Raw genomic sequence first — 26,415 nt, forward strand, 5'->3', positions numbered from 1 at the left:
AGGCTCAGCGCGGCGATGGCTGTTCGCCGCGTATCACCCGACCGGGTCGGGCGTCGGTCGGTTCACCGTCGCGGATCACGACCTGGCCGGACACGAGGGTGGCGGCGTAGCCGTCGGCCCGCTGAATGAAGCGCTTCGCGCCGCCTGGCAGATCGTGGACGATCTGGGGAGCCCGCACCCGTAGCCGCTCGTAGTCGATCAGGTTCAGATCGGCCTTGTAGCCCGGGGCAATCACGCCGCGATCGCGTATGCCGAACAGCCGGGCGGTGTCGCGGGTCTGCTTGCGGATGATGTATTGCAGCGGGAGCCGCGGGCCGCGGGTCCGGTCCCGGGTCCAGAGCGTGAGGTTGGTCGTGGGAATGCTGGCGTCGCAGATGATCCCGCAGTGCGCGCCGCCGTCCCCGAGGCCGATCACGGCCTGCGGATGCAGCAGCATCTCCCGAACCGGATCGAGGCTTGAATCCGCATAGTTCTGGATCGGCATCATGAACAACTGGTCGGGGCCGCCCGCGACCGTGAGGTCATAGAGCACCTCGAAGGCGGTACGGCCGGACGTGCGGGCGAGGTGCCCGATGCTGGCCTCGACGGCCGGTTCGTAGTCCAGCTCGTCGGTGACCGGGATCGTCCGGTCGGCGAACAGGACCAGGATCAACGGCCTGCCTTCAGGATCTGGTTCGGACAGGATCGCGTCGCGGATCGCCGGCTCCCGTAGCCGGTCCAGCCGCTGTGCCGGTGCCAGCGACACGAGCCGTTGCCAGGTCGGCCGGTGCATGAACGGGTGGTAGGTGGTCTCCAGGCCGAACAGCAGACCGGAGGCGCGTCCCGCGACCTGGGGAATCAGCGGATCGCCTGCCTCGGCGGCCGCGGTAGCCGCGGCGAGCAGGTCGAGGTACTCGCGCGGCGAGTCGTTGGTCTGGTTCATGCCGAACGTGACCGGCCGGTCGATCTCCTTGGCGAGCCGGGTCATCCACGCGACCTCTTTGTACGGATCGGCGTGGTCGGCGCCGACGATGCCGGCCGGCGCGACCTCGAAGACACCGGCGCCCACATCGCGCAGCGCCCGGCCGATGCCGAACAACTCGTCCTCGGCGGCAAACGTTCCCGGCACCGGCTCGCCGTCGATCGCACGGTGGGTCAGGGTGCGCGAGGTCGAGAAACCCAGCGCCCCGGCGCGGAGGGCCTCGGCGACCAGCGTCGCCATCCGTTCGATGTCGGCTGGCGTGGCCGGCTCGTTGCGGGCTCCACGCTCCCCCATGACGTAGGCCCGCAGTGGGCCGTGCGCGATCTGGACGCCGATGTCGAGGCTGCGCGGGGTGCTTTCGAGCGCATCGAGGTACTCAGGGAAGGTCTCCCAGGCCCACCGCATCCCCTCGACGAGGGCGGAGCCGGGAATGTCCTCGACGCCCTCCATGAGGCTGACCAGCCAGTCGCGCCTGTCCGGTGCCGCGGGCGCGAAGCCGACGCCGCAGTTGCCGGCCACCACCGTTGTCACCCCGTGCCAGCAGGACGGCGTCAGTAGCGGATCCCAGGTCGCCTGTCCATCGTAGTGAGTGTGGATGTCGACGAATCCCGGCGTGACGAGCAGTCCGTCGGCGTCGATCCGCTCGCGCGCAGCTCCGTCGAGAACGCCCGGTTCCGTCACGGCGGCAAGAATGCCGTCGCGTACTGCGACGTCGGCGACCCGCGGCGTGGCGCCGGTCCCGTCGACGACAGTGCCACCGGTGATGACAAGATCGTACGCGGCCATGATCTGAACCTCGATTCAGAACGTTGAAGAGATGCTACGAATCGGGCAACAATCGCGGTCAACCGATTGGCCGGATCACGTCCCGCCGGCAGGTGCCCTCGTTCCCCGAACCGTGGTGCCTGCCGGCCTGTGGGGTTCCAGAACTCGGCCACCTGCGTCGACCTGGCTTTTACCAGGCTCGTTCGTATTCGTTCGAGTAGAACTCACTGATCACCGCCGAGAGGTCACGGAAGGATGCGTCGCGTGTCGATGACCAGGCCGTTCACGAGGTCACCAGGGGCCCAGACCAGCGCCATGTCATCCGGTGGCGCCGGCTCGGTCGAGGTCAGGAGCGGTCAGCCGGGCCAGTGGGCGTCGACGAAGCGGCGGACCTCATGGTTCAGATCGGCATCCTCCGGTGCCATGCCGAGGAAGCCGGCGTGGCCGGCCGCCTCCATGACGTGCAGTTCGGCGGCGATGCCGGCGGCGCGCAGGGCGCGGTGCATCCGCACCGTGTTCGACAGGAACAGGTCTCTGGTGCCGGTGGTGAGCAGGGTGGGCGGGAAGCCCTGGGCGAAGTCGCCGAAAAGCGGGGAGAGGTAGGGATCGGCCAGGTCGTGGCCGGCGGCGTAGAGCTGGTTCACCGGCATGAGGCTGCCCTGCAGTACCGGGTCGAGGCCCAGGTTCGTCTGGAAGGAGTCGCCGGACTCGGTGAGGTCGGCCTCCGGGGTGTTGAGCACCGCGGCGGCCGGCAGCGGCAACCCCTCGTCGCGTGCCCGTAGCAGCAGCGCCGCCGCCAGGTTGCCGCCGGCAGACGCGCCGCCGACGATGATCTGCTCGGGGTGGTAGTTCTCCAACAACGCCCGGTAGACGGCGACGCAGTCGTCCAGCGGCGTCGGGTACGGGTGGTCGGGCGGCATCCGGTAGTCGACCGCCCAGACCCGGGTGCCCAGCCGGGCCGCGGTGTGCACGGCCATCTCCCGGCAGACCACGCCACCGCCAAGGATCAGCGCGCCGCCATGGATGTCCAGGTAAACGCGGCCGTCGGGCGCACCGGACGGGGTGACCACGTAGACCGGCACGCCGTCGACGTCGGCGTCTTCGACGGTCACCGCGGCGTCGACCGGCCGACTGCCCACCATCGCGGCCARCATTTCGTGCCGGCCGGCGATCATCTTCTTCCAGGCCGCCACGTCATCGTGCGGCGGGTAGCCGGTGTCCGCCTGCCGTGGCGCGGCGAGGATCGCTCGCGCCTCGGGGCTGATAGACGACGGGATGGGAATGTCGCGCGCCGGCAGGTGCACTGACTGCCGGCCTTCGACGGTGGTCATGATGGCTCTCCCGTGGGCAATGTCGGTGGGCATGCGGGGCACGAGCTACCTCTGGGCCAGCTCCTTGATCATTTCCGCACCGGCGGCCATCCGCTCGGGGTCGTTGTCTGGTAGACCGATCTGTACCCGGTCGACCAGGCCGCCCCAGCGGCGGGCGATCTCGCCGGCGACGGCGGCGGGCTCCACGACGACCGCGAACGCCTCCACGACCTCGCGGGGCACCGCCTGCGCCATCCGCGCCCACTCGCCCCGTTTGGACAGCAGGTGCAGCTCGTCGCCGAGCTCGCCCCAGCCGTGGTGTTCCAGCACGGGCCGGTAGGCCGGAGTGGACCCGTAGAAGGCGAGCTGGTGGCGGGCCGCGCCGAGGTTCGCCGCCAGCTCCGCCTCGTCTCGGCCCGTGACCGCGAAGACCGGGACGGAGACCTCGATGTCGGCCCGGGTCCGGCCGGCGGCCGCCAGCCCCCGCTCCAGATGGCGCAGGGTCACCTCCCGCAGATAGTCGGGAGTGGTGAAGCCATGTGCCAGCAGGCCGTCGGCCACCTCGCCGGCCACCGCGGTCATCGCCGGCCCRACCGCGGCGACGAACACCGCCGGGTCCCCGAACTCGGACGGGCCATGGCTGAACATCGGCGTCATCAGGGTGTGCTGGTAGAACTCGCCTTCGAAGCGCAGCGGGTCGCCGGTGGCCCAGGACGCCCAGATCGCCCGCATGGCCGCGACATACTCCCGCATCCGTGCCGCCGGACGCGACCACGGCATCGAGAACCGTCGGGTGATGTGCGGCCTGATCTGGCTGCCGATGCCCAGCACGAACCTGCCGTGCGAGAGCCGGTGCAGATCGGAGGCAAGCACGGCGAGCGTCATCGGGCTGCGCGCGAACGCCACGGCGATCCCGGTACCCAGCCTGATCCGCTCTGTCGCCACGGCAGCCAGCGTCAGTGGCGGGAATGGGTCGTGCGCGACCTCGGCGACGTTCATCCCGTCGAACCCGAGCTCCTGGGCCAACCGGGCCCGCTCCCCCACCAACGCCAGATCGTCATGAACGATCGCGTCGACCTTCATGCTGCCTTCCTCCAGGCATCGCGCTTCCTGACCGGCGCGGCGCGATTCTCCACAGGCGCGCTCCGAACCGCTTGGTGATGACAAGAACCCCGTGCGCCCCCGGCTCTCCTTCTAGAAAGTGCCCACCGCGGAAGGCGCGTGCAGGTCGGCGAATCTGCCGGCCGCGACGTCGGTATGACGTCTGGCCGCGTTCGGCCGCTAGTAGACGCGGAACGCGTCGAGTGCCCTTTCCGCATATGCGACGTCACCGGTGATCTTGACCCGGCCCTGTCGAGATTCTCGTCCGGTTCCCCACAGGATGAAGTCCGACGTCGTCGACTTCACCGTCGCCCGTGTCGGTTCGTCGGTCGACGTTTCGACTGATGCGGCGTGTGGTGTGAGTCGAAACGTCGCGGCGCCGGGTCCGGTCAGGATGAAGGTCAGCGGGTCGGTGAGCAGGTCCCGGAACCGTTCGGTGGTCATCTGCGGGATGCAGCCCGTGAGCCACCGGAGGGAGGCCGACAGGCGTCCGGCGTCCAGGTCGGGCAGGGTGCGTCGGACTTGCCCGCGAGGCGTGAGGACGTCCCACCGGACGTGGCAGGTGTGGTCGAAGGTGAGGGCGTCGGCGAGGCTCGCGAAGGGATAGGTGCCGGCGGTTCCCATGTCCACCGGCATCGCGGCGAAGTCGTCCGGCAGCGAGGCGAAGATGTTCACCAGAGCGGGCGAGGCCGATCGGAGGATCTCGAGAAGCTCCGCGGCCGGCCGTGCGGCGAGATCCAGTGCCTGGGCGTCGACGGCCGCTTCGAACTCCTTGTTCTTGTCGTAGGGCACGGCGGGCAGCTGTCCGGTTATCGCCGCCACGCCGGCGGTGAGGTGGGCGAGCGTTGTCCGGACGGTCCATCCGTCACAGGCGGACGGGGCTTCCATCTCGTCGGCCGTCAGCCCGCTGAACACGTCGAGGCTCTCGGTGAGTGCGCGCTCGAGCGGCTCGGTGTCGAACGTCGTCAGGCCGCCGGCCGGGCTGGTGTCAGAAGACATAGTCCTCTCCGGTCGCTCGCAGGGTCAGGTCGGTGACTGCCACGCCGAGCGGTTGGTCGATCACGTTCACCACGTGCTCGGCGACCTCCCCCGGTGACAGGACCCAGTAGCGCGCATCCGCTGGGTCCGTCTGCTCGGTGTCCAGCTTCCCCTCGAGGTACCGGGCGAGGTTGTCCTGCCATTCGGAGGCCCGGTGCGCGGCCAGGGGGGCGGCCGCCGTGGGGTCCAGGACGGTTGCGCCGAGGTTCGTTCCGACGACCCCGCTGGGGCGGACGATCGTCACCTTGATGCGCCCCTGGCTCTCGACCCGCAGCGCATTCGACAGCGTCGCGACAGCGGCTTTCGTCGCGCTGTAGACCGCGGCCCCGGCGACGCCGGCGTTGCCGTAGACAGACGAGATGTTGACGATGTGGCCGCTGTTCTGCCTGACCATCTGGTCGTACACGGCGCAGACGCCGTGCAGGACACCCTTGAGGTTGATGTCGATGCACCGGTCCCACGCGTCTGCGGCGCGGGCGTGGTCGGCGAGGAAGGCCAGCGGCATGACACCGGCATTGTTGACGAGAACGTCGAGCCGGCCGTATTGCGTGATCACCTGACTGGTCGCGTCGGCGAATGCCTGCCGGTCGCGCACGTCCAGCCCCAGCCCCAACGCGGCGCCACCGGTGGCGATGATGGACGAGGCCACCTCCGCGGCACCTGATGCATCGATGTCCGACGCGACCGCGGTCGCGCCCCGCGCCGCGGCCCGGAAGGCGATCTCACGGCCGAAACCGTTCGCCGCGCCGGTGACGAGGACGACCTTTCCGTTCAGATTCCCCATGCCGTGGACCCCATCGCATGAAAGACACGTGAAAGATTCGGATGATATGAGTGCTAACGATGGCCGGAACTCCCCGGCTCACCGCCGCCGGCCTGGCCCGTATCTCTGGTTTCGCCCGCTTCCGGGGCCTCGACGGTCACGTACGAGCGGAGAACGGTGAAGGCCGCCGCGACTTCCACGGCCGGGGAATAGTTCGCTCCCCCGGCGAGCCATTTCTCCGTCGCCACCCGAACGGCGCACAGCACGCTTCCAACCATGATGCGCGACTGGAAGAGGTCGACGTCCGGGGCGGCGAACCGCGGCGCGATCGCCCGGGCAATGGAGGTTTCCCAGTCCAGGTGTGTGGCGCTGGCGTGCGCCCGCACCGCCGGGACCTCGGCCCGCAGCCGCGCGTCGAGGATCAGGACGTCGCGCTGCCTGCGCCAGTCCTCCTGGATCGCCAGGAACGCGTTGCACAGCGCGGTGAGCGGTCCCTCGTCCGCCGGGCGGGCCTCAATGGCAGCCAGGACCGCCTCGAGGTGCCCCCGATGCACGCCGGCGACGAAGCAGCTCTCCTTCGAGTCGAAGTAACGGAAGAAGGTCGACCGGCCGATCTCGGCTCGCTCGCAGATGTCCTCGACCCGGACCGCCGCCAGACCGTGCTCCATGGCGAGCCTGACCGCGGTCCGGGCGACGTGCTCGAAGGTGCGTTCCTTCTTCCGCTCACGCAGCGATCTTTTCGTTGCTTCCATCGGTCCGGAGACTCTCACATCTGGTGTCACCTCGGCACGGCCGTCAGGAGTCGGTGTAGTTCGGGGAACGTCGCCGCAGGAAGGCGCTGACCTGTTCCTTCTGGTCCTGGGTGTAGGAGGTGAGGACCTGGGTGCGGTTCTCCAGGTCGATGCCGGCCTGCAGGCTGCCGATCTCCAGCTGGCTCCAGCTGACCTCCTTGGTCATCCACACGCCCATGGGGCTGTTGGCGCAGATCAGCGCGGCCGTCTCCAGCGCGGCGTCCACCACCTTGCCGTCGTCGACGACGCGGTTGACCAGACCGATGCGCAGCGCCTCGTCGGCGTCGACGAGACGGCCGGTGAGCAGCAGCTCGTGGGAACGGCCGGCCCCGATCAGCCGGGGGAGCAGCCAGCTCACCCCGATGTCGCAGCCCGACAGCCCGACGCGCACAAAAGCGGCGTTGAACCTCGCTGACATGGCGGCGACCCGCACGTCGCTGGCAAGGGCTAGCGCGAAGCCACCGCCGGACGCCGGGCCGTTCACCGCCGCTATCACGGGCTGACGCAGGTTGCGCAGCTTGGGAACCAGGGACGCGATGGCCTGCTGCACCCGCATCCCCGTCTGAGGGCCGGATCCTGCCTTGCTCGGCTTCGGCGGCTCGTGCAGGTCTAGCCCCGCGCAAAAGCCCCGGCCAGCACCGGTCAGCACGACGACGCGGCACTCGTCGTCCGCTGCCACTTCGTCGAGCGCCGCGTGCAGGTCCCGGACCAGCTCACCGGACATCGCGTTGAGGCGTTCCGGCCGGTTCAGCGTCAGTAACCGGACGCCCGGGGCAGGAGTGTCGGCCAGGACGGTCCGCCCCGTCTCCGGGGTGCTCCGAAGGTACAGATCGCTGTTGGTCAGCACCGCCGTCTCCCACCTGCCGGACCGATGTCCCAAGTGGGACCTTGTGCCAGTTGGTCAGATCTGTCAACATCTGCCGCAGGCGCCGGCGACAGATTGACGACGCGGCCGGCCATCCCGCCCCCTGGCACCGGGGCGCGCAGCTCCCAGGACCCTTGCCGGCGGGCCGACCTCAGGCGGCGTTGCCCGCCGCATGCCTGACTGACCCCTGCCCACGGAACTGGCCCACCGGCGGATGGAGGAGACATGGGGATAGCAATCGGCGAGGAACACCGGGCGCTCGCCCGGACTACCCAATCGCTGCTGTCCTCGCGCGACGCACGCGCGGCCGGCCGGGCCCTGTTGGACGCCGACGAGGAACACCTGCCGGGCTTCTGGAAGGAGTTCGCCGATCTCGGTCTGCTCGGGGTGCATCTGCCGGAGGAGTTCGGGGGCGGCGGTTTCGGGCTGCCGGAACTTGTGGTGATCCTCGAGGAGACCGGTAGGGCGGTCGCGCCTGGGCCCGTTCTCCCGACGGTCCTGGCGTCGGCGGTGATAGCGGCCAGTGGAGGCCCGGAGGCGCGTGCCCGCCTGCTGCCGGGACTCGCCGCGGGCACGGCCGTCGGCGCCGTCGGTCTCGGCGGGGACCTGGACCTGGACAGCGACGGACGGATGTCGGGCCGGTCCGGTGTCGTCCCGGGCGGCGCGCTCGCCGACTTCGTGCTCCTCGCGGTCGGCGAGGACCTCGTGGTGGTGTCGACGGCCGACCCCGGCGTGACGGACGAGGCCCTCGGATCGTTGGACCGGTCGCGGCGCTCCACTCGGCTCCGCCTTACCGAGGCGCGGGTGGCACCAGGCGACGTGCTGCCGGGTGCGCTGGCCCACGCCCAGGCGATCATGCGGACACTCGTCGCGGCCGAGGCGAGCGGCGGCGCGCACGAATGCGTCGAGGTCGCCGCGGCCTACGCGAAGGTGCGCGAGCAGTTCGGCAGGACCATCGGCACGTTCCAGGCCGTGAAGCACCACCTCGCGAACATGCTGGTCGCCGCCGAGCTCGCGACCGCGGCGGTGTGGGACGCGGCGCGCGCCGCGGCGGGACCAACCGAGGAGTTCGAGCTGTCGGCGGCCGTGGCGGCCACCCTCGCGGTACCGGCCTTCGTCAGGAACGCGGAACTCAACATCCAGGTACACGGCGGAACCGGCTACACCTGGGAGCACGACGCCCACCTGCTCTACCGGCGGGCCATCACCAGCAAGGCCATCGTGCCGCCGGGAACCGCCGCCGCGGACGTGACCCGTCTGGGCGGCGCGGGCGTCTCCCGGACGGCACCCGCGTTCGACCTGCCCGCGCAGGCCGAGGCGGCGCGGCCCGAGATCCGGGCGCTCGCCGCCGAGCTGGCGGCGCTCCCCGATGACGAGCGGCGCCGCCGGCTGGCCGACACCGGCTACCTGCAGCCGCACTGGCCGCGTCCGTGGGGGCTCGGCGCCTCCGCGGGACTCCAACTCGTCATCGAGCAGGAGTTCCGGGCCGCGGACCTCAAGGTCCCCAACCTGATGATCACTGGTTGGGTGATTCTGACCCTTGTCCAACACGGCACCCAGGACCAGGTCGCGCGTTGGGTCCGGCCAGCGCTCTACGGCGAGGAGCAGTGGTGCCAGTTGTTCAGCGAGCCCGGCGCCGGGTCCGACGCCGCCGCCGTGCGGACCAGAGCCGAACGGGTCCAGGGCGGCTGGGTGCTGGGCGGCCAGAAGGTCTGGACCAGTGACGCCCACCGGTGTCGGTACGGCCTTGCCACCGTGCGTACCGACCCGTCGGCGAGCAAGCACGCCGGTATCACCACGATGGTCGTCGACATGGCCACCGAGGGTGTGCAGGTACGGCCGCTGCGCCATCTCACCGGCGACCACTACTTCAACGAGGTGGTCCTCACCGACGTGTTCGTCCCCGACGCGGACGTGGTGGGGAAACCGGGCAAGGGCTGGAACGTCGCCCGCGCCACGCTCGGCAACGAACGGATCACCCTCAGCGGTAACCTCGGTGGCACCACCGCCGACCAGATGTTCGCCCTGTACCGGCAGCACGGGCACCGGGTGCCAGGAGCCGAGACCCGGTTGGGTGAACACGTCGCCGAGGCGATCGCCGTGCGGCTGCTTGACCTGCGGCGAGTGGTCCGCGCCCTGGACGGGAGCGGACCCAGCCCGGAGGGCAACGTCACCAAGCTCGTCACGGCCGAGCACGGGCAACGCGCCGCGACCCTGCTGACCGAGTTCGCCGGCCAGGACGTCGCCCTCGACGACGGCTTCGGCGGGACCGCCGGAAGGTCGCTGCTGGCGACCCGTGCGCTCACCATCGCTGGCGGCACGTCCGAGATCGCCCGGAACCAGATCGCGGAACGGATTCTCGGCCTGCCCCGAGACCCCCTGCTGTCCTAGCGCGGYTGTCCTAGCGCGCACCCGCCGCACAACGAGCCTGAACGGGAGTCCCAGATGGAGATCTTTGCCCGTGACCTCGAGTTTGTCGAGTGCCCTCGCTGGCACGACGGCGCGCTGTGGTTATCCGACATGTGGGCRCACACCGTCTACCGGTTCGACGACGCCGGCGGCCGTACCGCCGTGCACCGTTTCCCCGACGACGAGGACCCCGGCGGCATCGGCTGGCTGCCAGACGGCCGCATGCTGGTCGCCGGAATGGAACACAGCGTCGTCTACCGGATCGAGGACGGCACCGCCCACCCGCACGCGGATGTCTCCCACCTCGCCCCGCACGGGATCAACGACATGATCGTCACCCCGGACGGGACGGCCTACGTCACCCAGCTGGGATTCCCGATGGGCGGCGCCCCGACCGGGCAGCCCACGGTCCTGGTCCGTGTCTGTCCGGACGGCGAGGTGTCGGTCGGCGCCGACCAGATGCTGTGCCCCAACGGGGCGGCCGTCACCGCGGCCGGCGACACCCTGGTCGTGGCCGAGTCCGCAGGCCGCCGGCTGTCCCGGTTCTCGATCAAAAACGGCGAACTCGTCGACCGGACCCACGTCCCCTTGACTCCGCGAAGTGGCGAGGCACTGGTGGCCCCCGACGGGATCTGCCTGGACGAGCGGGGCGACGTGTGGGTCGCCGACCCCTGGGGCCGGCGCATCCTGCACGTCGGTCCGGGCGGCGTCGACCAGCAGATTGACGTCGAGGACATTCCCCTCGCCTGCGTGCTCGGCGGCGATGACCGGCGGACTCTGTTCGTCTGCATGAACACGGTGGCCTTCAAGCGCGACCGGCACGCCGAGCCGACCGGATCGATCGTCCAACTACCGGTGGAAGTGCCAGGAACGGGCCGGCCCTAAGCGGTCCGCGCCAGCCGGTTCAGACGACGAGAAAGGCGTGTCGAGGCGACCATGGTACGACCGGAAATCTCCGTCGCGTTACCTCCGAGCAAGAGCATCGTCGAGTACGCGCGGGCAGCGGAACGACTGGGATACCACCGCGTGTGGGTGTATGACTCGCCGGCGCTCTACGGCGACATCTGGATCGCGCTCGCGCGCATCGCCGAAGCCACCCGGCGCATCGGCGTCGGCACAGGCGTCGCGATCCCCAGCCTGCGCCATCCCATGGTGACCGCGTCGGCGATCGCCTCCGTCGAGGACCTCGCGCCCGGCCGACTCGTGGCCGCCTTCGGCACCGGCTTCACCGGCCGCAAGGCGATGGGCAAGCCCGCGATGAAGTGGGCGGACGTGGCGACGTACATCCGCCAGCTACGCGGCCTGCTGGACGGCGAGGTCGTCGAGATCGAGGGCGTGCCCTGCCAGCTGCTGCACGCGGCCGGCTGGGCGCCGCCGCGCCCCATCACCACCCCCCTGTGGCTGGCCCCCAGCGGGCCCAAAGGCCACGTGACAGCCCAGGAGCTGGACGTCGCCGGCGTCATCGTCCCCACGGTGCCGGAGCCACACCAGCGCACCGGGAGACCGACGGCGCTGCTGACCCACGGAACGATCGTCCGCCCGGGCGAGGACCACACCACACCACGCCTGGTCGAAGCCGCCGGCCCGTGGTTCGCGACCCTCTCGTTCCACGGGCTCTGGGACCTGTCCCCTGACCTGGTCGAGCAGGTTCCGGGTGGCACGGTCTGGCGTGGTGCGATGCTGGCCGCGCGCCCGCCGGAGCAGCGCCACCTCGCCGTACACGAGGGCCACATCACGGTCATCACCGAGCGGGACCGCCCCGCCGTCACCGCGGCCGGCCCCGCCATCCTCGGCACCGGTTGGACCGGCGACGCCGCGACGGTGGCCACCCGCATCCACGAAGCAGGCGAATCAGGCATCACCGAGATCGTCTACGCCCCCGCGGCCCCGGACGTCATCGACGAACTCGAAGCGTTCATGTCCGCCGCCTCGGGCGGGCACAGTCACCACGGCGTCACGCACCCTGGCTGAGCACTCGCGGACGTCGGCGCCGGCGACCTGTCCACGCGGGCCCAACCGGGCTCAGCTTGGTCGGCCTCGGTGTCGCTGACCGCCTCACCGAGGCCGACGGCGCTCGCGCGGTGCCGGCCGCGGGCTCCTCGCCGAACGCACACCGTCCTCTGCTCCGCGGCCGCGGAGGACGCCACTTGCCTCTGCTGGAGGGCTGACATGGTCTATCCCGGTGCGCACGCGCGCACCTCGCCGGACAAGCCGGCCGTCATCATGGCGGGCTCCGGAGCCCGGATGACCTACGCCGAACTCGACGCCGGGTCGACCCGGCTCGCACGGCTGTTACGGGAACGCGGTCTGCGGCCCGGCGACGCCGTGGCTCTGCTGGCGGAGAACCACCTGCGCTTCATGGAGGTGGTCTGGGCGRCGAGGCGGTCCGGGCTATACCTGACGGCGATCAACCGACACCTGTCACCGGCCGAGGCGGCATACATCCTCAACGACGCTGGCGCCAAGGCGATCGTTACCACCGGGGCCCTGGCGCCCACGGCCGTCGCCGCGGTGGCCGCCGCGCGCGGCTGCATCCACCGGTTCGTGGTCGACGGCGCCGCCGACGGCTTCGAGCCCTACGACGACGCGGTGGCGGCCCAGCCCGCGACGCCACTCGACGAGCAGCCGCGCGGCGGTCTGATGCTCTACTCGTCGGGTACGACCGGCAGGCCCAAGGGCGTGCGTCGGCCGCTGAGCGGCCGGACCGTCGACGACCCGAAGGACGTTGGCACGTCGATCCTGGCCCGACACGTGTTCGGGATGGACGAGACCTCGATCTACCTGTGTCCMACCCCGCTGTACCACTCGGCGGGGATCCAGTGGTCGACCGGTGTCCACGAGCTCGGCGCCACCCTCGTGCTCATGGAGAAATTCGACGCCGAGGGTCTGCTCGAGGTCATCGAGCRGGAAAGGGTGACCCACACGCAGGTCGTGCCCACGATGCTGGTCCGGGTCCTCAAGCTGCCTGGGGAACGACGGCTGCGCCACGACCTGTCGAGCCTGCGGCGAGTGATCCATTCGGCGGGGCCGTGCCCGCCCGACGTCAAGCGCCAGATGATCGACTGGCTCGGACCCATCGTCGACGAGTACTACGCCAGCACCGAGGGCGCGGGAATCTCCTACATCAGCGCGGCGGACTGGTTGAAGCACCCCGGCTCGGTCGGGCAAATGCTGAACGGCATCGCCCACGTCTGCGACGACGAGGGCGCCGAGCTGCCCGCCGGCCAGCCCGGCCTGCTCTACTTCGAGCAACCCGACGCCCCGTTCAGCTACCACGGCGATCCCGAGAAGACCGCGGCGAGCAGGCATCCCGACCACCCGAACTGGACGGCGGTCGGCGACATCGGCCGCCTCGACGACGAGGGCTACCTCTATCTCACCGACCGCAAGAGCTTCATGATCATATCCGGTGGCGTCAACATCTACCCGGCCGAGGTCGAGGCCCGCCTCGTGATGCACCCGAAGGTCGCCGACGTAGCCGTCTTCGGCCTACCCGACGCCGAGATGGGCGAGTTCGTGCAGGCCGTCGTCGCGCCGGCGCCCGGCGTCGAGGCGAACGAGGAACTCGCGGACGAGCTGCACCGCTACGCGCGCGACAACCTCGCCCACTACAAGGTCCCGCGGATGTTCAGCTTCCGCGACGAGTTGCCCCGGATGGCGACCGGCAAGCTGGCCAAGGGCCAGCTGCGTGACGAGTACCTGAAGGAGGTCTCCTGAGCGCCGCTCCCTGGGCGCCCCCCACAACCCCGCGCCTCGGCGGCGTCGAGGAGCGGATCAAGTCTCGAAGGAGAAGCTCATGCAGCGTGGAATTCGAACGGCCCTTGTCTTATCCATCGTCTCCTTGGTCGGGATCGCCGGCTGTGGTGGTGGTGGTGGGGTGGACGGAGGATCTGGCGGCGCCGGGGTGGTCTCGGCGGACCCCGCTTTCAGCAAGGAGGGGCCCGACCACGGCTGGAGCCAGACGAACGTGACGCTCGATCCGAAGACGCTCGCCTGCCAGGGGGCGGCGCCAAACCCGAACCGTGGTGTCACGGACACCTCAATCAAGATCGGCGGACTGGCGTCCTTGACCAGCCCGGCTGGCGCGGTGTTCGGCGACATTGACGCGGGCGCGAAGGCGCGTTTCGCGCGGGCGAACGCGGAAGGCGGTGTCGCGGGCCGCCAGATCGACTTCGTCGGAGTCCGCGACGACGGCAGCGACGCGGCTCGGGACGGCCAACAGGCGAGTGTCCTCGTCCAGCAGGAGCAGGTGTTCGCCGTGGCCCCGGTCGCCGTCTCGGCGCCGAACTTCCTGGACACGTTCTGCAAGCAGGTCGTCCCGTTCGTCGGCTGGGGAACGAACACCGCCTTCTGCGGCAACGCCATCGGCTTCGGCATCACCGGCTGCCAGACACCGGCGCCGAAAGCCCAGCGCACGGTCAGCACCGGCCCACCCATCGCCGTCGCGAAGCTGCTGCCCGCCGGCGCCGCGAAGACCATCGCCGTGGTCGGGAATGACGTCGAGGCCGCCCGCCAGGGCAACATCACCATCGGCCAGGGCTTCGAGTCCGCCGGATTCAAGGTCGTCTACCAGAAGTCACCGGTACCTCTGTCCGGCCTGACCGATCCGACCCCCATCGTCAGCGCGATCATGACGGCGGACGGGGGAAAGCCGCCAGCCGCCGTGTTCACGGTCCTCCAGTTCGCCGACTCCGTCAAAATGGTCTCCGCGCTCAAGGCGGCCGGTTACAAGGGCATCCTCATCACCCCGATCTACGACCCCCGCCTCGCCGGCGTGRCCGAGCTTGACGACACCTACGCCATCGTGGGGTGGCAGCCCGGGATCTCCACCGACGTCCCCGCCATCGCGCAGATGGTCAAGGACCTCGCCGCCTACGCCCCCGGGGTCGCGCTCAGCACGCCCGTCATGGCCGGCTACTGGTCAGCGGACCTGGTCATCAGCGCGCTGCGGAAGGTCGGGCGCAATCTCACCGTCGACAGCTTCCTGAAAGTACTCAACGACAACTTCACCAACTACGTCCCAGGAGCGCTGCCCGAGACGCGCTGGCCGCTCAACCACATCGCCCCCTCACCCTGCGGAACCCTCGCCCACCTGAAGGACAAGACCTGGACCGCGCCTCCCGAGACCTGCGGCGTCATCACACCGGCGCCGTAGGCCCCACCAGGGCCGGGACGCATCAAATGTTCGTGGCGCCGCCGCCGCCCGCGGGCGGCGGCGGCGCCACGAAGAAGACGTCGGACCGTGACCCGCGCCAGGCAGGGCACGGGGCGTTGATCGCCCGCCGGGCGTCACCCGAACACCGCTGAACGCCAAACAGCAGCAGCGAGAACGACGGAGGCCGACGATGAGCGCAGAGGCCACGGGTGGCCACTTACTGCTGGTACACGGCGCATTTCACCGAGGCGCCAGCTGGCAGCCGCTGACAGCGGAACTACGGCGACGTGGATACACGGTGGACGCCGTTGACCTCCCCGGCCGTGACGATCCCGCCGTGGCCGCCACCGCGACCCTCGCCGACTTCGTCGAGACCGTCGTCGAACGGATCCACGCCGCCCGCGGGCCGGTCATCCTGGTCGGGCACAGCATGGGCGGCCTCACCATCACCCAGGCGGCCGAGATCGTGCCCGACCTGGTCGGCTGCCTGGTCTACCTGGCCGCGTTCGTCCCGGCAGACGGCCAGTCGCTGATCGACATCGGCGGCCACCAGGACTTCGCCGACTCGCTGGTCATCACCAGCCAGCGGTTCGACGAGGAAAGACGCGTCAGTTATGTACCGGTCGAGCTCGGCCGCGAGACGTTCTACACCGACGTCCCGGAGACCGACTACGGCCGCTTCGGGGCACTGCTGGTACCCGAATCACCCCTCGTAACCGCCGAACCCGTAGCACTCACCGACGAGCGATGGGGACAGGTCCGCAAGGTCTACGTCGAGACCGCGCAGGATCTCGCGCTCCCGATCGCATGCCAGCGCCGGATGCACCAGGCCGCGCGGGTCGACGCCGTCCACACCCTGGATACCGCGCACTCCCCGTTCGTCACCGCCGTGCCCGCGCTCGCCGCCATCCTCGGCGGCGAGGCGGACCGGCTGGCGCTCGGCTCCGGCGGAGCTGGGAAAACCGCGGCGGCGCGGCCCTGACGTCGTCTAGTGAGGCGCCGTCTGCTGCGCGGGTTCCGGAGTAACCGTCGTGGGCGGCCGGGCGAGGAATCGTCGAGTTTCGGAGGAAACCGGTGCGGTCAGGAAGCCGGTGAAACCGTCGAGGGTTGTGGTGACGAACAGGCCGAAGGGGATCACCTTCTGTTGTCTGTTGATGGCGCGTTCCCGTTCGGCCGCGGCGTTGAGGCTGAGGTTCTGCACCTGTCCGACCCGGATGGCCAGTGTCGGTTCGCCGATGTCCGGCAGTAGCCGCCGCACGTCGACGAGGAACTCTTCCCGCGATTGGCGGATGTCGGGCTGCGTGGCGAAGAGCCGCCAGGAGTCCGCGCCTCGCTGTAGCTGTTCGACGAAGGAGACGTAGGAGTTGCCCGGCGATTCCGCGAGTTCGAGGACGGGCAGCAGGTGGGCTTCGAGGCGGGCGCGCAGGTCATCCGGGTCGACGCGTTCCTTCAGCAGCGCGCGTCGTTCGAGGAGGTGCGGAAGGCGGTAGGCGAAGATTGCCTCTATCAGCCGGTCCTTGGTGCCGAAGTGATAGTTGACAGCTGAGCTGTTGGCCGACCCCGCCGCGGTGCCGATCTGTCGCAGGGACACGCCGGCGATGCCGTTCTCGGCGAACAGCCGCTCGGCGGTGGCCAGGAGCTGCAGCGCCGTCGCGTTGAGCGGGGTGGTGGCTGGGTGGGTCACGCCTTGCCCAGGCGCCAGCGTTCAGCGGCGTCCTGGAGTGCCTCGCCCTTGGCGAAGCCGTAGTACGCGCTGAACTGCAGGCAGATCTCCTGCATCTCGTCGTAGGTCACGTCGCCAGTCTCTAGCGCGGAACCCACGTGCGAGAGGATCGGCGCGGGCGAGTCGGACAGCCCGACACACGGGATGGTCACGAGCCGCCGGTCTCTACGTGACAGGTCCGGGCGGCGCCACACGTGCCCGAAGACGAAGTTGAGGATGCCGGCATAGAAGTATGGGGAGTCCGACGGGGGAGCCGGTACGACGTTGACGTCGGCGAACTCCCATTGGCCGTCCAGGATCCGTTGCGCAGGATCGGCGGGACCGAGATCTTCCGGCGTTCGCGTCGGCCACGGCGGCGTCTGCTCGCCGCGCTCCGCGTGGATCCGGTGCCACTGCGTGCGGACCGTCATCTCCAGGTGCGAGCCCTTCGGCCATCCGCAGTAGACCGCGAACTGCAGGGTCACCTCGTTCATCTGCTCGATCGTGAGGTCGCCGCTGCGAAGTGCCGCGTAGACATGGTCGTCGATCGGCTTGGGTGCGTCCGCCGCCGCGACGCAGGCGAGGGACACCAGCCTGCGGTCGCGGATGCTCAGGCCGGGACGGTTCCAGACGTTCCCGAAGAGGAATTCCCGGCTCGCGGCCTCGAACGGCGTCTCGACCGCTGGCGGGTCGATGGTCATGACGGTGCGGTAGACCTCGTCGGGAGTCATGGTCAGTCCTCTCGGTCGGCGGTCTGCTCGGTGATGCGCGCCTGCAGGTAGGCCTCGATGTCTCGCGCCCGCTCGACGAGCTCGGCCTCGACGTCCGGCACGGTGGTTACGAGGAACCGGCCCAGCGTGACAGCGTCCGCGGTCAGCTCGGCGACCCGCTCCGCCGTCACGATCTCGTGCTCAGGAGCGCGAGGCCTGGTGGAGGTCTCCCCGTAGACCCGGAACCCTTCGGGCATGTTGGTGATCACTCCTGATGGACAGAGGCAGGTGACACCCACCCCCCGCGGACCGAGATACGACGCGAGAGCCTCCGACACGCCGACGACCGCGTGCTTGCTCGCAACGTACGGCAGCCGGTCGAAGCCATAGGCGAGCAGTCCGGACGCCGACGCGGTGTTCACCAGGTGGCCGCTGCCCTGCTCGATCAGCAGGGGCAGGAACACCCGGTTGCCRCGGGCGATGCCCATCAGGTTGACGTCGAGCACCCACTGCCAGGCCTCGTCGGGCAGTGACTCGGGCGCGCCCATGGCGAGCACCCCGGCGTTGTTCATGACGAGGTCGACCCGGCCGAACCGCGTCAACGCGGCTTCGCGCAGTCGCACGAGATCGTCCTCGCTGGTGACGTCGGCACGGACGGCGACGGCCGCGCCGCCGGCGGCCTCGACCTCGGCGGCGACGGCATCCGCGCGGTCGGCATCGAGGTCGCTGATGGCGACCCGGGCGCCACGGCGGGCGAACTCCAGCGCGCTCGCGCGGCCGATGCCGCTGCCGGCTCCGGTGAGGACGGCGGTTGCTCCGTCCAGCTTCAGCGGAATCGTCATGCGATGGCCACCGCCTTGGTGCGGACGAACTCGAGCAGGCCCTCGAGGCCACCCTCGCGGCCGTAGCCGGAGATGCCCACGCCACCGAACGGCAGCTCGCATCCCAGGACTGGCGACGCACCGTTGACGTAGACGCCCCCGGCGTGCAGCTGGGTCGCGAGGCGGTTGATCCGGCGTACGTCCTTCGTGTACGCGTAGGAGGCGAGCCCGTATTCGGTCGCGTTCGCCAGCGCGACTGCCTCGTCCTCCGAGGCGAAGCGCATCAGCGAGAGCACGGGACCGAAGACCTCGACCTGACCGAGCTCGCTGGCCGGATCCACCTCGCCGAAGACGGTCGGCTCGACGAAGAAGCCGTTGGCAAGGTCGCCGCCTGGGACACCGCCGCCCAGCAGGAGCTTGCCCGCGCCCTCCGACCGAGCGCGCTCGATCATCCCCACGACGCGTTCCTGCGCGGCCTTCGTGATGACGGGGCTGATCGTCGTCGTGGGGTCGAACGGGTCGCCGCACCGCATCGTGCTCACCAGCGCGACGACCTTGTCGACGACCTCGTCGTAGATGTCCTCGTGCACGAGCATGCGGGTTGCGATCGCGCAGCCCTGGCCGGCGAGCGTGCCGAGGACGCTGTAGCTGTTGATCATCGCCGCGGCGTCGAGGTCGGCGTCCGGGAAGACGATGTTGGCGGACTTGCCGCCGAGCTCGAGGACGGCCGGCTTGAGCGATTCCGCGCAGGCCGCGAGGATCTTCCGGGCCGTGGCCGGACCGCCGGTGAAACTGATCTTCTGCACGAGCGGGTGGCGGACCAGCGCGTCGCCTGTCTCGGCCCCACCGAGCAGCAGGTTGACGACACCCGCGGGGATGCCCGCCTCCCGGATCAGTGCCATGAGCCGCTCGCACGCGTACGGCGTGAGCTCCGACGGCTTGAGGACCACCGTGTTCCCGGCAGCCAGCGCGGGAGCAAGCTTCATGCCGACTGAGAACAGCGGGCTGTTCCACGTCATGATGATCGCAACCACGCCGTAGGGCTCAGGGACGGTGTACGCGAGCTCACGCGACTGCCCCGGGACCGAGGTCACCCGACCCTCGATCTTGTCCGCCCAGCCCGCGTAGTAGGCCATGTACTGCGCCATCACACTGACGGCGAGTTGGCCGTTCCCGAGCGTCATGCCGTTGTCGAGCACCGCGAGCCGGGCCAGCTCATCGCCATCGCTGCGCATCAGCTCCGCGAGCCGCAGGAGGACGGCTGCCCGGTCCGCGGGCTTCCACGCCCGCCACGCGCCGAGCGCGTCTTGCGCGGCGCTGACCGCGGCGTCGACGTCATCGCGCCCCGCGAGCGGGACCGGCCCCTGGACCTCGCCCGTCACCGGGAAGACGTGGTCGTGCACCCCACCCGTGCCGTGCGGGCGCGCTTCCTCTCCGATGTGCAGATGCACCGCTGGGACCGTGCGATCGATCGTCATGCCGACCTCCTCCTGCCTACCTAACGCATGTGCATTTGAGGCGACACTAGTTGACTTAGACCTGATGCGCATGCGTTAGTCGATGGCATGACTCCCACCGAGCTGTTCGACCTGACTGGCAAGGTCGCGATCATCACCGGGGGCGCCGGCGGCATCGGCGTCGTCTATGCCCGCGCGCTCTGCGAGGCCGGAGCGTCCGTCGTCCTCGCGGACCTCGACCTCGAAGCGGCCACGTCGACCGCGAAGACCCTGACCGACAGCGGGTTCCACGCCGCCGCCGCGCACGTCGACGTCGCCTCGGCGCAGTCGGCCCAGGCGATGGCGACAACCGCGGTCGAGGCCTTCGGCGGGATCGACATCCTGATCAACAACGCCGCGATCATGACCAACCTGCCCCCGTACGGCCTGTCGAACATGCCGGTCCCCGAGTGGGACCGCGTCGTGGACGTCAACCTGCGCGGCCCGCTGCTGTGTACCCAGGCAGTGCTCGAATCGATGACAGCCCGCGGCGGGGGCCGGATCGTCAACGGCCTGTCCGCCGGCGCCTTCATCGCCGGCGGGATCTACAGCGTCTCGAAGTACGCGCTGCACGGCCTCACCGTGAACCTCGCCTCCGAGCTCGGCGGACGCGGTATCAACGTCAACGCGATCGCACCCGGGCTCGTCGACAACGACAGCGGATACGTGAGCCTGCCGAAGGACTCAGCCCTCCGGAACGCTCTCTACTCGGGCATCCCCGGCAAGAAGTCCGGGCCGCCCGAGGACCTGATCGGCACCCTTCTCCTGCTGTGCTCGAAGGCAGGCGACTGGATCACCGGCCAGACCATCCTGGTCGATGGCGGCTGGATTTCCCGGCTCTGATCAAGAGGGAACGCCTGCGTCCGCATCACCGGCAGGGCCGCGCCGCAGCCGTCCTCGAGGGTTCGGCCGACAACACCCGGGCGCGAGGTCGTTCGCGGCGACTACCGCGTGGGCCTGCCGGCGCCTCCCACTGAACCTTTTCCATTTGTGCGTCTCCTTGCCCACGGCGGGCCCTATCCGCCAACGGCAATGGAAAAGGTTCACCGTTTGTGCTCTTGTTCGACAGGACAGTCGCCCGACGATTGGTTGGATATGACAGCAGAACTGGCAGAGACGATCACGGCCGCCCCTGATGGCGGTTTCGGCCTCGACCGGAACGCATGGACGGCCGCCGGTGACGGATCCGGGAGCACGGCATGAAGATCGGATTCTTGGGCGTGGGAAGCATGGGCCGGCCCATGCTGGAGCAAGTTGTCAAGGCAGGCTTCCAGGCGTCGTTCTACGCCCGCCGGCCCGAGGTGGTGCGCGAGGTCGAGGCATCGGGGGCGAGCAGCGTACCGACGCCTGCCGCGCTGGCGGCCACCAGCGACGTGGTCGTTGTGTGCGTCTTCTCCGACCAGCAGATACATGAGGTGTGCGGGGGCGACGAGGGGCTGCTCGCCTCGATGCGTCCCGGCTCCGTCGTGGTGATCCACACGACCTGTAGCCCCGACACCGCGCCCGCGCTCGCGGAGACCGGGCGATCCCGTGATATCCGGATCCTCGACGCGGCCTTCAGCGGCGGTCCGGCGGACGCCGCGGCGAGCCGGGTGACGCTGCTGGTCGGCGGTGAGCCCAGCGTTCTGGAGGCGGTCCGGCCTGTGCTGGCCGCCTATGCCAACCCGATCCTGCACGTCGGCGGACTCGGTGACGGCCAACGGGTGAAGCTGGTCAACAACGCGCTGTTCGGGGCGAACGTCGGCCTGGTGGCGGAAGCGGAACGGGTGGCTCGGGAACTTGGGCTCGACCCAGCGAAAGCTCTCGACGCGATCAGCCACTGCAGCGGGRACAGCTATGCCCTCGGCGCGGTGCGCGCGCTCGGCTCGTCGGCTCGCCTCCAGGAAGCTGCCGGCCGTTACATCACCAAGGACGTCGCGACCGCCAAGGCCCTCGCCGCCGCCGCGGGCACGCAGCTTGGGCTCCTGGCGACCGCCGCGGAGTCCGGTCAGCAGCCTGTTTCACCCTCCGTGCAGGCGCTATGGGACATCGAACAGATCAAGCAGCTCAAGGCACGGTACTTCCGCTACCTTGACCTGAAGAACTGGGACGCGTTCCGCGACCTGTTCACCGCGGACTGCAAGCACTACCTCCCGATCGAAGGGGAGAAGCGCTTCCAGCTCAACCAGGAGTACTTCGAATCCACCATCCCCATGCTAGACAACGGCGTGACGACCCATCACGGCCACATGCCAGAGATCACGTTGCTCAGCGACACCGAGGCCGAAGGCGTCTGGTCGATGTTCGACTACGTCCAGCTGGACGGACCTCAKGGCAGACTGAGCCTCAAAGGCTACGGCCACTACATCGAGACGTACCGGAAATGCCCGGACGGGCACTGGCGGATCAGCTCCAAGCGCAACAATCGGCAACGCTTCGACCACAGCGCGGCGGATGGATGAAGCCCGGACGTCGCGGCTATCGTGAGCGCCCCGACCATCTACTGGCAAGCGACCGATGAGGGCGGGCACGCGGACCGTTGGCGTACACGTCGGCTGTAGTCGACGCGAAGCCGGTGCAGCCGCAGCAAACTGATCCGCCACTGGCCGTCCGAACCCTTGCGGTATTCCTCGTGGTAGTGGCCGAAGCCCTTTAGCTGGATCGACCGGTCCGGGGTGCGGAGCTGGACGTAGTCGAACATGGCCCAGACGCCACGGGCGGTGTCCGACCCGGTGACGTCGATCTCCGGCATGTGCCCGTGATGGGTGGTGACCGCGCCGGTGAGCATCGGGACGATCGCGGCGAGGAACTCCTCCCGGCTGGTGTAGATGACGTCCGGAACGTCCTGTACCCAGAGGTTGAGGTCCGGGGTGAAGACCTCGGCCCAGTCGTCCCACTTCTTGGTGTCCAGCAGCCGGAAGTAACGGGCCTTGAGCTGCTTGATCTTCTCGATCTCGACGAGGGTGCCGGCGTCCACGGCTAACTCCCCTCCTGTAACTCCTCCTGGCTCACCGGGCCGGCTCCGTCACATCGTTCGAGCCGGTCATCCGGTCATACGTGGCGACGAACGCCTGCTGGCGCCGGACCAACGCATCCCGGTAGCCACCGTGTGTCACGATGTACGGCTCGTTGCGCGCGAGATCGTCCAGCAGGTTGCGGACCGCGAACTCCGGCGTGACGACGTTCGTCGTGTCGTCCATGTCGCGGCTGGCGAGCATCGCCGCGACATCCTCGTTCCGCAGCAGGGACGGTCCCAGCTGTGCTGGTCGGGCCAGCCTGCTGCTTTCCAGGTGACGGGTGGACATGCTGGCCGGGAACAGGATCGACACCCCGATCCCCTCCTGCTCGAGTTCCATCCGCAGCGTCTCGCCGAAGCCGACCACCGCGTACTGCTGGTGGTGTGGGCGCCGAGGCGGACGCCGGGGTTGAGCACGCTGGAGGAAGCGGTGCCGAAGTCCGTGGCGTTCCGTCATCGACGCCCATCCGCTCCCTCCAACACGATCAGACTCCAGCGCTGGCGGCATCCACCACAATCCGCGCCTCAAGACCACATGTCGCCGCGCGAGACTTTCTGGTGGAGACGCCCGAGATGGCGGAGCATCGACCACGTCCTGGGYGACCTGGCCCACGCCCGAAGGGACGACGAGGCCGCCGAGCCCCTGGGGCCGTTAGCCAGGCAGGAGCGGGACTGGCTGCCCGTGGCCGGATCGAGCCGCTCTCCCGCCCTCCGACTATTGCATATTGGATACGTTTGCTCGACACTCGTACGGATGCTGAACCGGCACTGACGTCGGGGGCAGGTACCGATGGAGAAGTTCGGCGGGCGCGTCGCGGTCATGACCCGCGCCGCAAGCGGCAAACGGCCTCGGCATGGCCGACACCCTCGGCGCGTCCGGGGTGAAGGTCGTCCTGGCTGACGTACGGGAGGAACCTCGCCGGCGCACGGCGCGGGAGCCGGCGTCGACGCGAGCGTCGAGGACAGGAGTGGATGTGGCATTCGCCGACCTCGGTGATGCGCAGCTGTTCTTCACCGACGAGGGGACCGGCAGCCCGCCGATGCTCTTCGTGCACGGGTACACCTGTGATTCGCACGACTGGACCTGGCAGCTGCCGCACTTCGCGGCCAGGCATCGGGTGATCGCCCTGGATCTCCGAGGGCATGGGCACTCCAGCACCCCCGAGGGCGGCTATGAGCCGCGGGTCTTCGCGGACGACGTGGCTCGCCTCGTCAAGCATCTCGGATGCGGGCCGGTTGTCGCCGTGGGCCACTCGATGGGCGCCCTCGTGGTCAGCGCCCTCGCCGTCGAACACCCAGAGATGGTCCAGGCGCTGGTCGCCGTCGATCCCGGCTATCTCGTCGATGACGCACTCGTCGAAGCCATCCCCGCCCTCACGGCCGTCATGGATGCCAGCGATCCTGTGCCATTCGTCCAAGGCCTGCTGGGCGCGAGCGACACCCCGGCGTCAGTTCCCGCGCTTCGCGCCTGGCACCTTCGCCGGGTCGCCGGCATGCCCAACCACGTTCTCCGCGACACACTCACCAACATGGCTGCCGGGTCCGAGGTGACGTCGATGCGCTCCAGCGGGGAGCGCTACCTACGACGGCGACGCTGTCCAGTGTTGTCGTTCTACGCCGACCCTTCGCGGGTGTCCGTGGAGACGACGCTGTTCGCCGATGCCAGCTCCAAGGCCGTCTCCTGGGAAGGATGTGGCCACTGGCTGCACCAGGAACGCCCCGCCGAGTTCAACGCGCTCGTGGACACCTGGCTAGAGTCCATCGCCTGATCCATGGGCGCCTGCCGGCGGGCGATCCGGCGGCTTCGGCACAGCGCGGTTACGGCCAGTGGCCGGTCCTGTCTGACGGCGGCTTCTCCTTCGCCCTGGTCAGCCTTTGTACCGGACCTGTGGGGTGCAAGTAGGCGATCAGGGGCGCTGAGCTGGGCGAACAGCACGGCGGGGATMATGGTGGACATGGTGTCGACGGTCGTGCTCCTGCTGATCCGTAGGCTGCCCGGCGTGGCCGGTCTCGGTGGCCGGCCGGACGAGAAGGACATCGAGATCGCCGTCCTGCGCCACCAGCTGGCGGTCCTGCATCGCCAGCTCGCCCGGCCGCGGTACACCTCATCCGATCGGATGCTGCTGGCCACCTTGGCCCAGCTCCTGCCCCGACCGCGCTGGTCGGCGTTCCTCGTCACCCCTGCCACCCTCCTGCGCTGGCACCGCGAGCTGGGCCGCCGACGCTGGACCTACCCGCAGCCGCATCGTGGTCGCCGACTTGAGGAGGCCACGGTGCAGCTGGTGCTCCGCCTGGCCCGGGAGAAMCCCCGCTGGGGCTACGTCCGCATCGTCGGGGAATGCAGCAAGCTGCAGGTCCAGGTGTCAGCCACCTCGGTCCGCAACCTCCTGCGCCGCCACGGCCTCGGTCCGGCACCCCGCCGCGGCGCCGGGCCAAGATGGTCACAGTTCCTGCGTAGCCAGGCCCGCGGCGTGTTGGCCTGCGACTTCCTCACCAACGACACCGTGGCCTTGGCAACATCGCCATAGGCAACGTCGACGCACATGCCAAGAACCTCTCGATCCTGCACGCGACAGATGATCCAGCGGTACGCCTCGCACCGCTGTACGACGTCCTGTCCACGATCGCCCTCGAACTCCGCGACCACCTCGGACAACCGATGCGAGCCGAAACCCGCATGGGCCAACGCGTCGGCGGCCAGACCGACATCCAGCAGGTGACCACTGTCCACCTCATCGACGAAGCCACCAGATGGGGCCTACGACGGCGCGCCGCGTCGACCATCGTCACCGACACACTCGACCGGATCCTGGCGACCATTCCCAGCACACCCGGCGACGAACGAGTCCTGGCCATCATCAAGCAACAGGCCGAACGCGTCCGCCTCGACAGCAGGAGCTGACACCCTCTACCGACCACGTCCATGGCCAGCCGAAGGGCCTGTAAGAACAACGGTGTAACTCCCCTGTGACACTCTGTGCATCTGTGCAGGTAGAGGAGACACCAGATGACCGACACGATGGCTGACACGGCGGCTGKGGCGATCCCGGTCAGACCGGTGGATGGCGATGGGGCGCCGGCGGGCGTGGTCGTGGACGAGGCGCTCGCGCAGAGCCTCGTGGAGAAGGCCCGGGTTGAGGGGCTGTCGCTGACGGGGCCGGGCGGGCTGCTGGGCACCCTGACGAAGATGGTCCTGGAGAAGGCCCTCGCCGCCGAGCTGAGCTCGCATCTGGGCTACGAGGCCCACGACCCGGCCGGCCGTGACGGCGGGAACTCCCGTAACGGCACTCGAACGAAGACCGTGGTCACCGAGATCGGACCGGTCGAGATCGACGTGCCCCGTGACCGTGACGGCACCTTCACCCCGACGATCGTCGCCAAGCGCCAACGCCGCCTCGGCGGGGTCGAGGACCTCGTCGTCTCGCTGGTCGCGAAGGGACTGACGACCGGCGAGGTCCAGGCGCATCTCGCCGAGATCTACGGCACCACCGTGTCGCGCCAGCAGGTCTCGGACATCACCGACAGGGTCATCG

25 protein-coding genes are annotated in these 26,415 nt (G+C 69.4%); 12 read left to right on the plus strand and 13 right to left on the minus strand.

The window, feature by feature from the left end; genetic code table 11:
• Positions 1–4: 4 nt before the first annotated feature.
• The 7 genes from BCD49_RS33885 to BCD49_RS33915 all read right to left on the minus strand — a co-directional run bounded on the left by BCD49_RS33885 (position 5) and on the right by BCD49_RS33915 (position 7,576).
• Entirely contained in the window at positions 5–1,747 is a 1,743-nt protein-coding gene (locus BCD49_RS33885) for an N-acyl-D-amino-acid deacylase family protein (RefSeq protein WP_007514088.1), read from the minus strand.
• Positions 1,748–2,082: 335 nt separating this feature from the next.
• Entirely contained in the window at positions 2,083–3,057 is a 975-nt protein-coding gene (locus BCD49_RS33890; RefSeq protein WP_027140529.1) for an alpha/beta hydrolase, read from the minus strand.
• Between the two features lie 45 nt (positions 3,058–3,102).
• Positions 3,103–4,119: a TIGR03617 family F420-dependent LLM class oxidoreductase gene (locus BCD49_RS33895; protein WP_007514086.1), complete on the minus strand. Its 1,017-nt coding sequence runs from the start codon at positions 4,117–4,119 to the stop codon at positions 3,103–3,105.
• Positions 4,120–4,317: 198 nt separating this feature from the next.
• Positions 4,318–5,136, minus strand: coding sequence for a maleylpyruvate isomerase family mycothiol-dependent enzyme (locus tag BCD49_RS33900; protein WP_007514085.1), 819 nt, complete (start codon positions 5,134–5,136; stop codon positions 4,318–4,320).
• Positions 5,126–5,959 carry an SDR family oxidoreductase gene (locus BCD49_RS33905; protein WP_007514084.1) on the minus strand — a complete coding sequence of 278 codons (834 nt, stop codon included), beginning with the start codon at positions 5,957–5,959 and terminating at the stop codon, positions 5,126–5,128. Before BCD49_RS33905 ends, BCD49_RS33900 begins: the two co-directional genes overlap by 11 nt.
• Before the next feature lie 53 nt (positions 5,960–6,012).
• Positions 6,013–6,708, minus strand: coding sequence for a TetR family transcriptional regulator (locus tag BCD49_RS33910; protein ID WP_198939476.1), 696 nt, complete (start codon positions 6,706–6,708; stop codon positions 6,013–6,015).
• A gap of 25 nt (positions 6,709–6,733) precedes the next feature.
• On the minus strand, positions 6,734–7,576 hold the full coding sequence (locus tag BCD49_RS33915; protein ID WP_007514082.1) for an enoyl-CoA hydratase/isomerase family protein: 843 nt from the start codon (positions 7,574–7,576) through the stop codon (positions 6,734–6,736).
• Positions 7,577–7,819: 243 nt separating this feature from the next.
• Between BCD49_RS33915 and BCD49_RS33920 the strand changes: the two genes are divergently transcribed.
• From BCD49_RS33920 to BCD49_RS33945, 6 genes are all read left to right on the plus strand, one after another.
• Entirely contained in the window at positions 7,820–9,985 is a 2,166-nt protein-coding gene (locus BCD49_RS33920; RefSeq protein WP_007514081.1) for an acyl-CoA dehydrogenase, read from the plus strand.
• 54 nt (positions 9,986–10,039) lie between these two features.
• Positions 10,040–10,888: an SMP-30/gluconolactonase/LRE family protein gene (locus BCD49_RS33925; protein ID WP_007514080.1), complete on the plus strand. Its 849-nt coding sequence runs from the start codon at positions 10,040–10,042 to the stop codon at positions 10,886–10,888.
• A 51-nt stretch (positions 10,889–10,939) separates the two neighbouring features.
• Positions 10,940–11,974 carry an LLM class flavin-dependent oxidoreductase gene (locus BCD49_RS33930; RefSeq protein WP_007514079.1) on the plus strand — a complete coding sequence of 345 codons (1,035 nt, stop codon included), beginning with the start codon at positions 10,940–10,942 and terminating at the stop codon, positions 11,972–11,974.
• A gap of 198 nt (positions 11,975–12,172) precedes the next feature.
• Positions 12,173–13,720 carry an acyl-CoA synthetase gene (locus tag BCD49_RS33935; RefSeq protein ID WP_071042320.1) on the plus strand — a complete coding sequence of 516 codons (1,548 nt, stop codon included), beginning with the start codon at positions 12,173–12,175 and terminating at the stop codon, positions 13,718–13,720.
• Positions 13,721–13,880: 160 nt separating this feature from the next.
• Positions 13,881–15,158 carry an ABC transporter substrate-binding protein gene (locus tag BCD49_RS33940; protein WP_241832449.1) on the plus strand — a complete coding sequence of 426 codons (1,278 nt, stop codon included), beginning with the start codon at positions 13,881–13,883 and terminating at the stop codon, positions 15,156–15,158.
• Positions 15,159–15,348: 190 nt separating this feature from the next.
• Positions 15,349–16,140, plus strand: coding sequence for an alpha/beta fold hydrolase (locus BCD49_RS33945; RefSeq protein WP_007514076.1), 792 nt, complete (start codon positions 15,349–15,351; stop codon positions 16,138–16,140).
• Between the two features lie 6 nt (positions 16,141–16,146).
• Here BCD49_RS33945 and BCD49_RS33950 read toward each other — a convergent pair whose 3' ends face one another.
• From BCD49_RS33950 to BCD49_RS33965, 4 genes are read right to left on the minus strand one after another with little or no spacing between them, the layout of a single operon-like run.
• A complete protein-coding gene (locus BCD49_RS33950) occupies positions 16,147–16,842 on the minus strand; it encodes a TetR/AcrR family transcriptional regulator (RefSeq protein WP_007514075.1) in 696 nt (231 codons plus the stop codon).
• Complete coding sequence (locus tag BCD49_RS33955) at positions 16,839–17,591, minus strand: carboxymuconolactone decarboxylase family protein (RefSeq protein WP_007514074.1); 753 nt, start codon at positions 17,589–17,591, stop codon at positions 16,839–16,841. The genes BCD49_RS33950 and BCD49_RS33955 overlap by 4 nt, the downstream gene beginning before the upstream one ends.
• A 2-nt stretch (positions 17,592–17,593) precedes the next feature.
• Entirely contained in the window at positions 17,594–18,412 is an 819-nt protein-coding gene (locus BCD49_RS33960; protein ID WP_007514072.1) for an SDR family oxidoreductase, read from the minus strand.
• Positions 18,409–19,869 carry an aldehyde dehydrogenase family protein gene (locus tag BCD49_RS33965; protein WP_007514070.1) on the minus strand — a complete coding sequence of 487 codons (1,461 nt, stop codon included), beginning with the start codon at positions 19,867–19,869 and terminating at the stop codon, positions 18,409–18,411. The genes BCD49_RS33960 and BCD49_RS33965 overlap by 4 nt, the downstream gene beginning before the upstream one ends.
• A gap of 87 nt (positions 19,870–19,956) precedes the next feature.
• Here BCD49_RS33965 and BCD49_RS33970 point away from each other — a divergent pair, with 87 nt between their 5' ends.
• Both BCD49_RS33970 and BCD49_RS33975 read left to right on the plus strand, forming a co-directional pair.
• Positions 19,957–20,730, plus strand: a complete 774-nt coding sequence (locus tag BCD49_RS33970; protein WP_007514069.1) for an SDR family oxidoreductase — start codon at positions 19,957–19,959, stop codon at positions 20,728–20,730.
• Positions 20,731–21,086: 356 nt separating this feature from the next.
• Positions 21,087–22,328, plus strand: coding sequence for an NAD(P)-binding domain-containing protein (locus BCD49_RS33975; RefSeq protein ID WP_083401869.1), 1,242 nt, complete (start codon positions 21,087–21,089; stop codon positions 22,326–22,328).
• A gap of 38 nt (positions 22,329–22,366) precedes the next feature.
• Here BCD49_RS33975 and BCD49_RS33980 read toward each other — a convergent pair whose 3' ends face one another.
• Together BCD49_RS33980 and BCD49_RS33985 are read right to left on the minus strand one after the other, a co-directional pair.
• Positions 22,367–22,843 (minus strand): nuclear transport factor 2 family protein, encoded by a 477-nt coding sequence (locus BCD49_RS33980; protein ID WP_007514066.1) that lies wholly within the window; start codon positions 22,841–22,843, stop codon positions 22,367–22,369.
• Positions 22,844–22,874: 31 nt separating this feature from the next.
• A complete protein-coding gene (locus tag BCD49_RS33985) occupies positions 22,875–23,249 on the minus strand; it encodes a hypothetical protein (RefSeq protein ID WP_007514064.1) in 375 nt (124 codons plus the stop codon).
• A 607-nt stretch (positions 23,250–23,856) separates the two neighbouring features.
• On the opposite strand from BCD49_RS33985, the gene BCD49_RS33990 reads away from it, so the two are divergent.
• From BCD49_RS33990 to BCD49_RS34005, 4 genes are all read left to right on the plus strand, one after another.
• Entirely contained in the window at positions 23,857–24,651 is a 795-nt protein-coding gene (locus tag BCD49_RS33990) for an alpha/beta fold hydrolase (protein WP_007514062.1), read from the plus strand.
• Between the two features lie 186 nt (positions 24,652–24,837).
• A complete protein-coding gene (locus BCD49_RS33995) occupies positions 24,838–25,410 on the plus strand; it encodes a hypothetical protein (protein ID WP_071042324.1) in 573 nt (190 codons plus the stop codon).
• A 35-nt stretch (positions 25,411–25,445) separates the two neighbouring features.
• On the plus strand, positions 25,446–25,784 hold the full coding sequence (locus BCD49_RS41415; RefSeq protein ID WP_232794288.1) for a hypothetical protein: 339 nt from the start codon (positions 25,446–25,448) through the stop codon (positions 25,782–25,784).
• A gap of 105 nt (positions 25,785–25,889) precedes the next feature.
• A partial coding sequence (locus tag BCD49_RS34005; RefSeq protein ID WP_198939477.1) for a transposase occupies positions 25,890–26,415 on the plus strand: 526 nt, incomplete at its 3' end.

Origin of the sequence: Pseudofrankia sp. EUN1h, from assembly GCF_001854645.1 — a bacterium.
Classification (GTDB): Bacteria; Actinomycetota; Actinomycetes; order Frankiales; family Frankiaceae; genus Pseudofrankia; species Pseudofrankia saprophytica.

What these genes read in the sequence shown, in the direction of transcription:
- BCD49_RS33920 (WP_007514081.1), top strand. Translation starts at nt 7,820, where the DNA reads ATGGGGATAGCAATCGGCGAGGAACACCGGGCGCTCGCCCGGACTACC.
- BCD49_RS33900 (WP_007514085.1), bottom strand. Translation starts at nt 5,136, where the DNA reads ATGTCTTCTGACACCAGCCCGGCCGGCGGCCTGACGACGTTCGACACC.
- BCD49_RS33945 (WP_007514076.1), top strand. Translation starts at nt 15,349, where the DNA reads ATGAGCGCAGAGGCCACGGGTGGCCACTTACTGCTGGTACACGGCGCA.
- BCD49_RS33955 (WP_007514074.1), bottom strand. Translation starts at nt 17,591, where the DNA reads ATGACTCCCGACGAGGTCTACCGCACCGTCATGACCATCGACCCGCCA.
- BCD49_RS33930 (WP_007514079.1), top strand. Translation starts at nt 10,940, where the DNA reads ATGGTACGACCGGAAATCTCCGTCGCGTTACCTCCGAGCAAGAGCATC.
- BCD49_RS33905 (WP_007514084.1), bottom strand. Translation starts at nt 5,959, where the DNA reads ATGGGGAATCTGAACGGAAAGGTCGTCCTCGTCACCGGCGCGGCGAAC.
- BCD49_RS33970 (WP_007514069.1), top strand. Translation starts at nt 19,957, where the DNA reads ATGACTCCCACCGAGCTGTTCGACCTGACTGGCAAGGTCGCGATCATC.
- BCD49_RS33885 (WP_007514088.1), bottom strand. Translation starts at nt 1,747, where the DNA reads ATGGCCGCGTACGATCTTGTCATCACCGGTGGCACTGTCGTCGACGGG.
- BCD49_RS33965 (WP_007514070.1), bottom strand. Translation starts at nt 19,869, where the DNA reads ATGACGATCGATCGCACGGTCCCAGCGGTGCATCTGCACATCGGAGAG.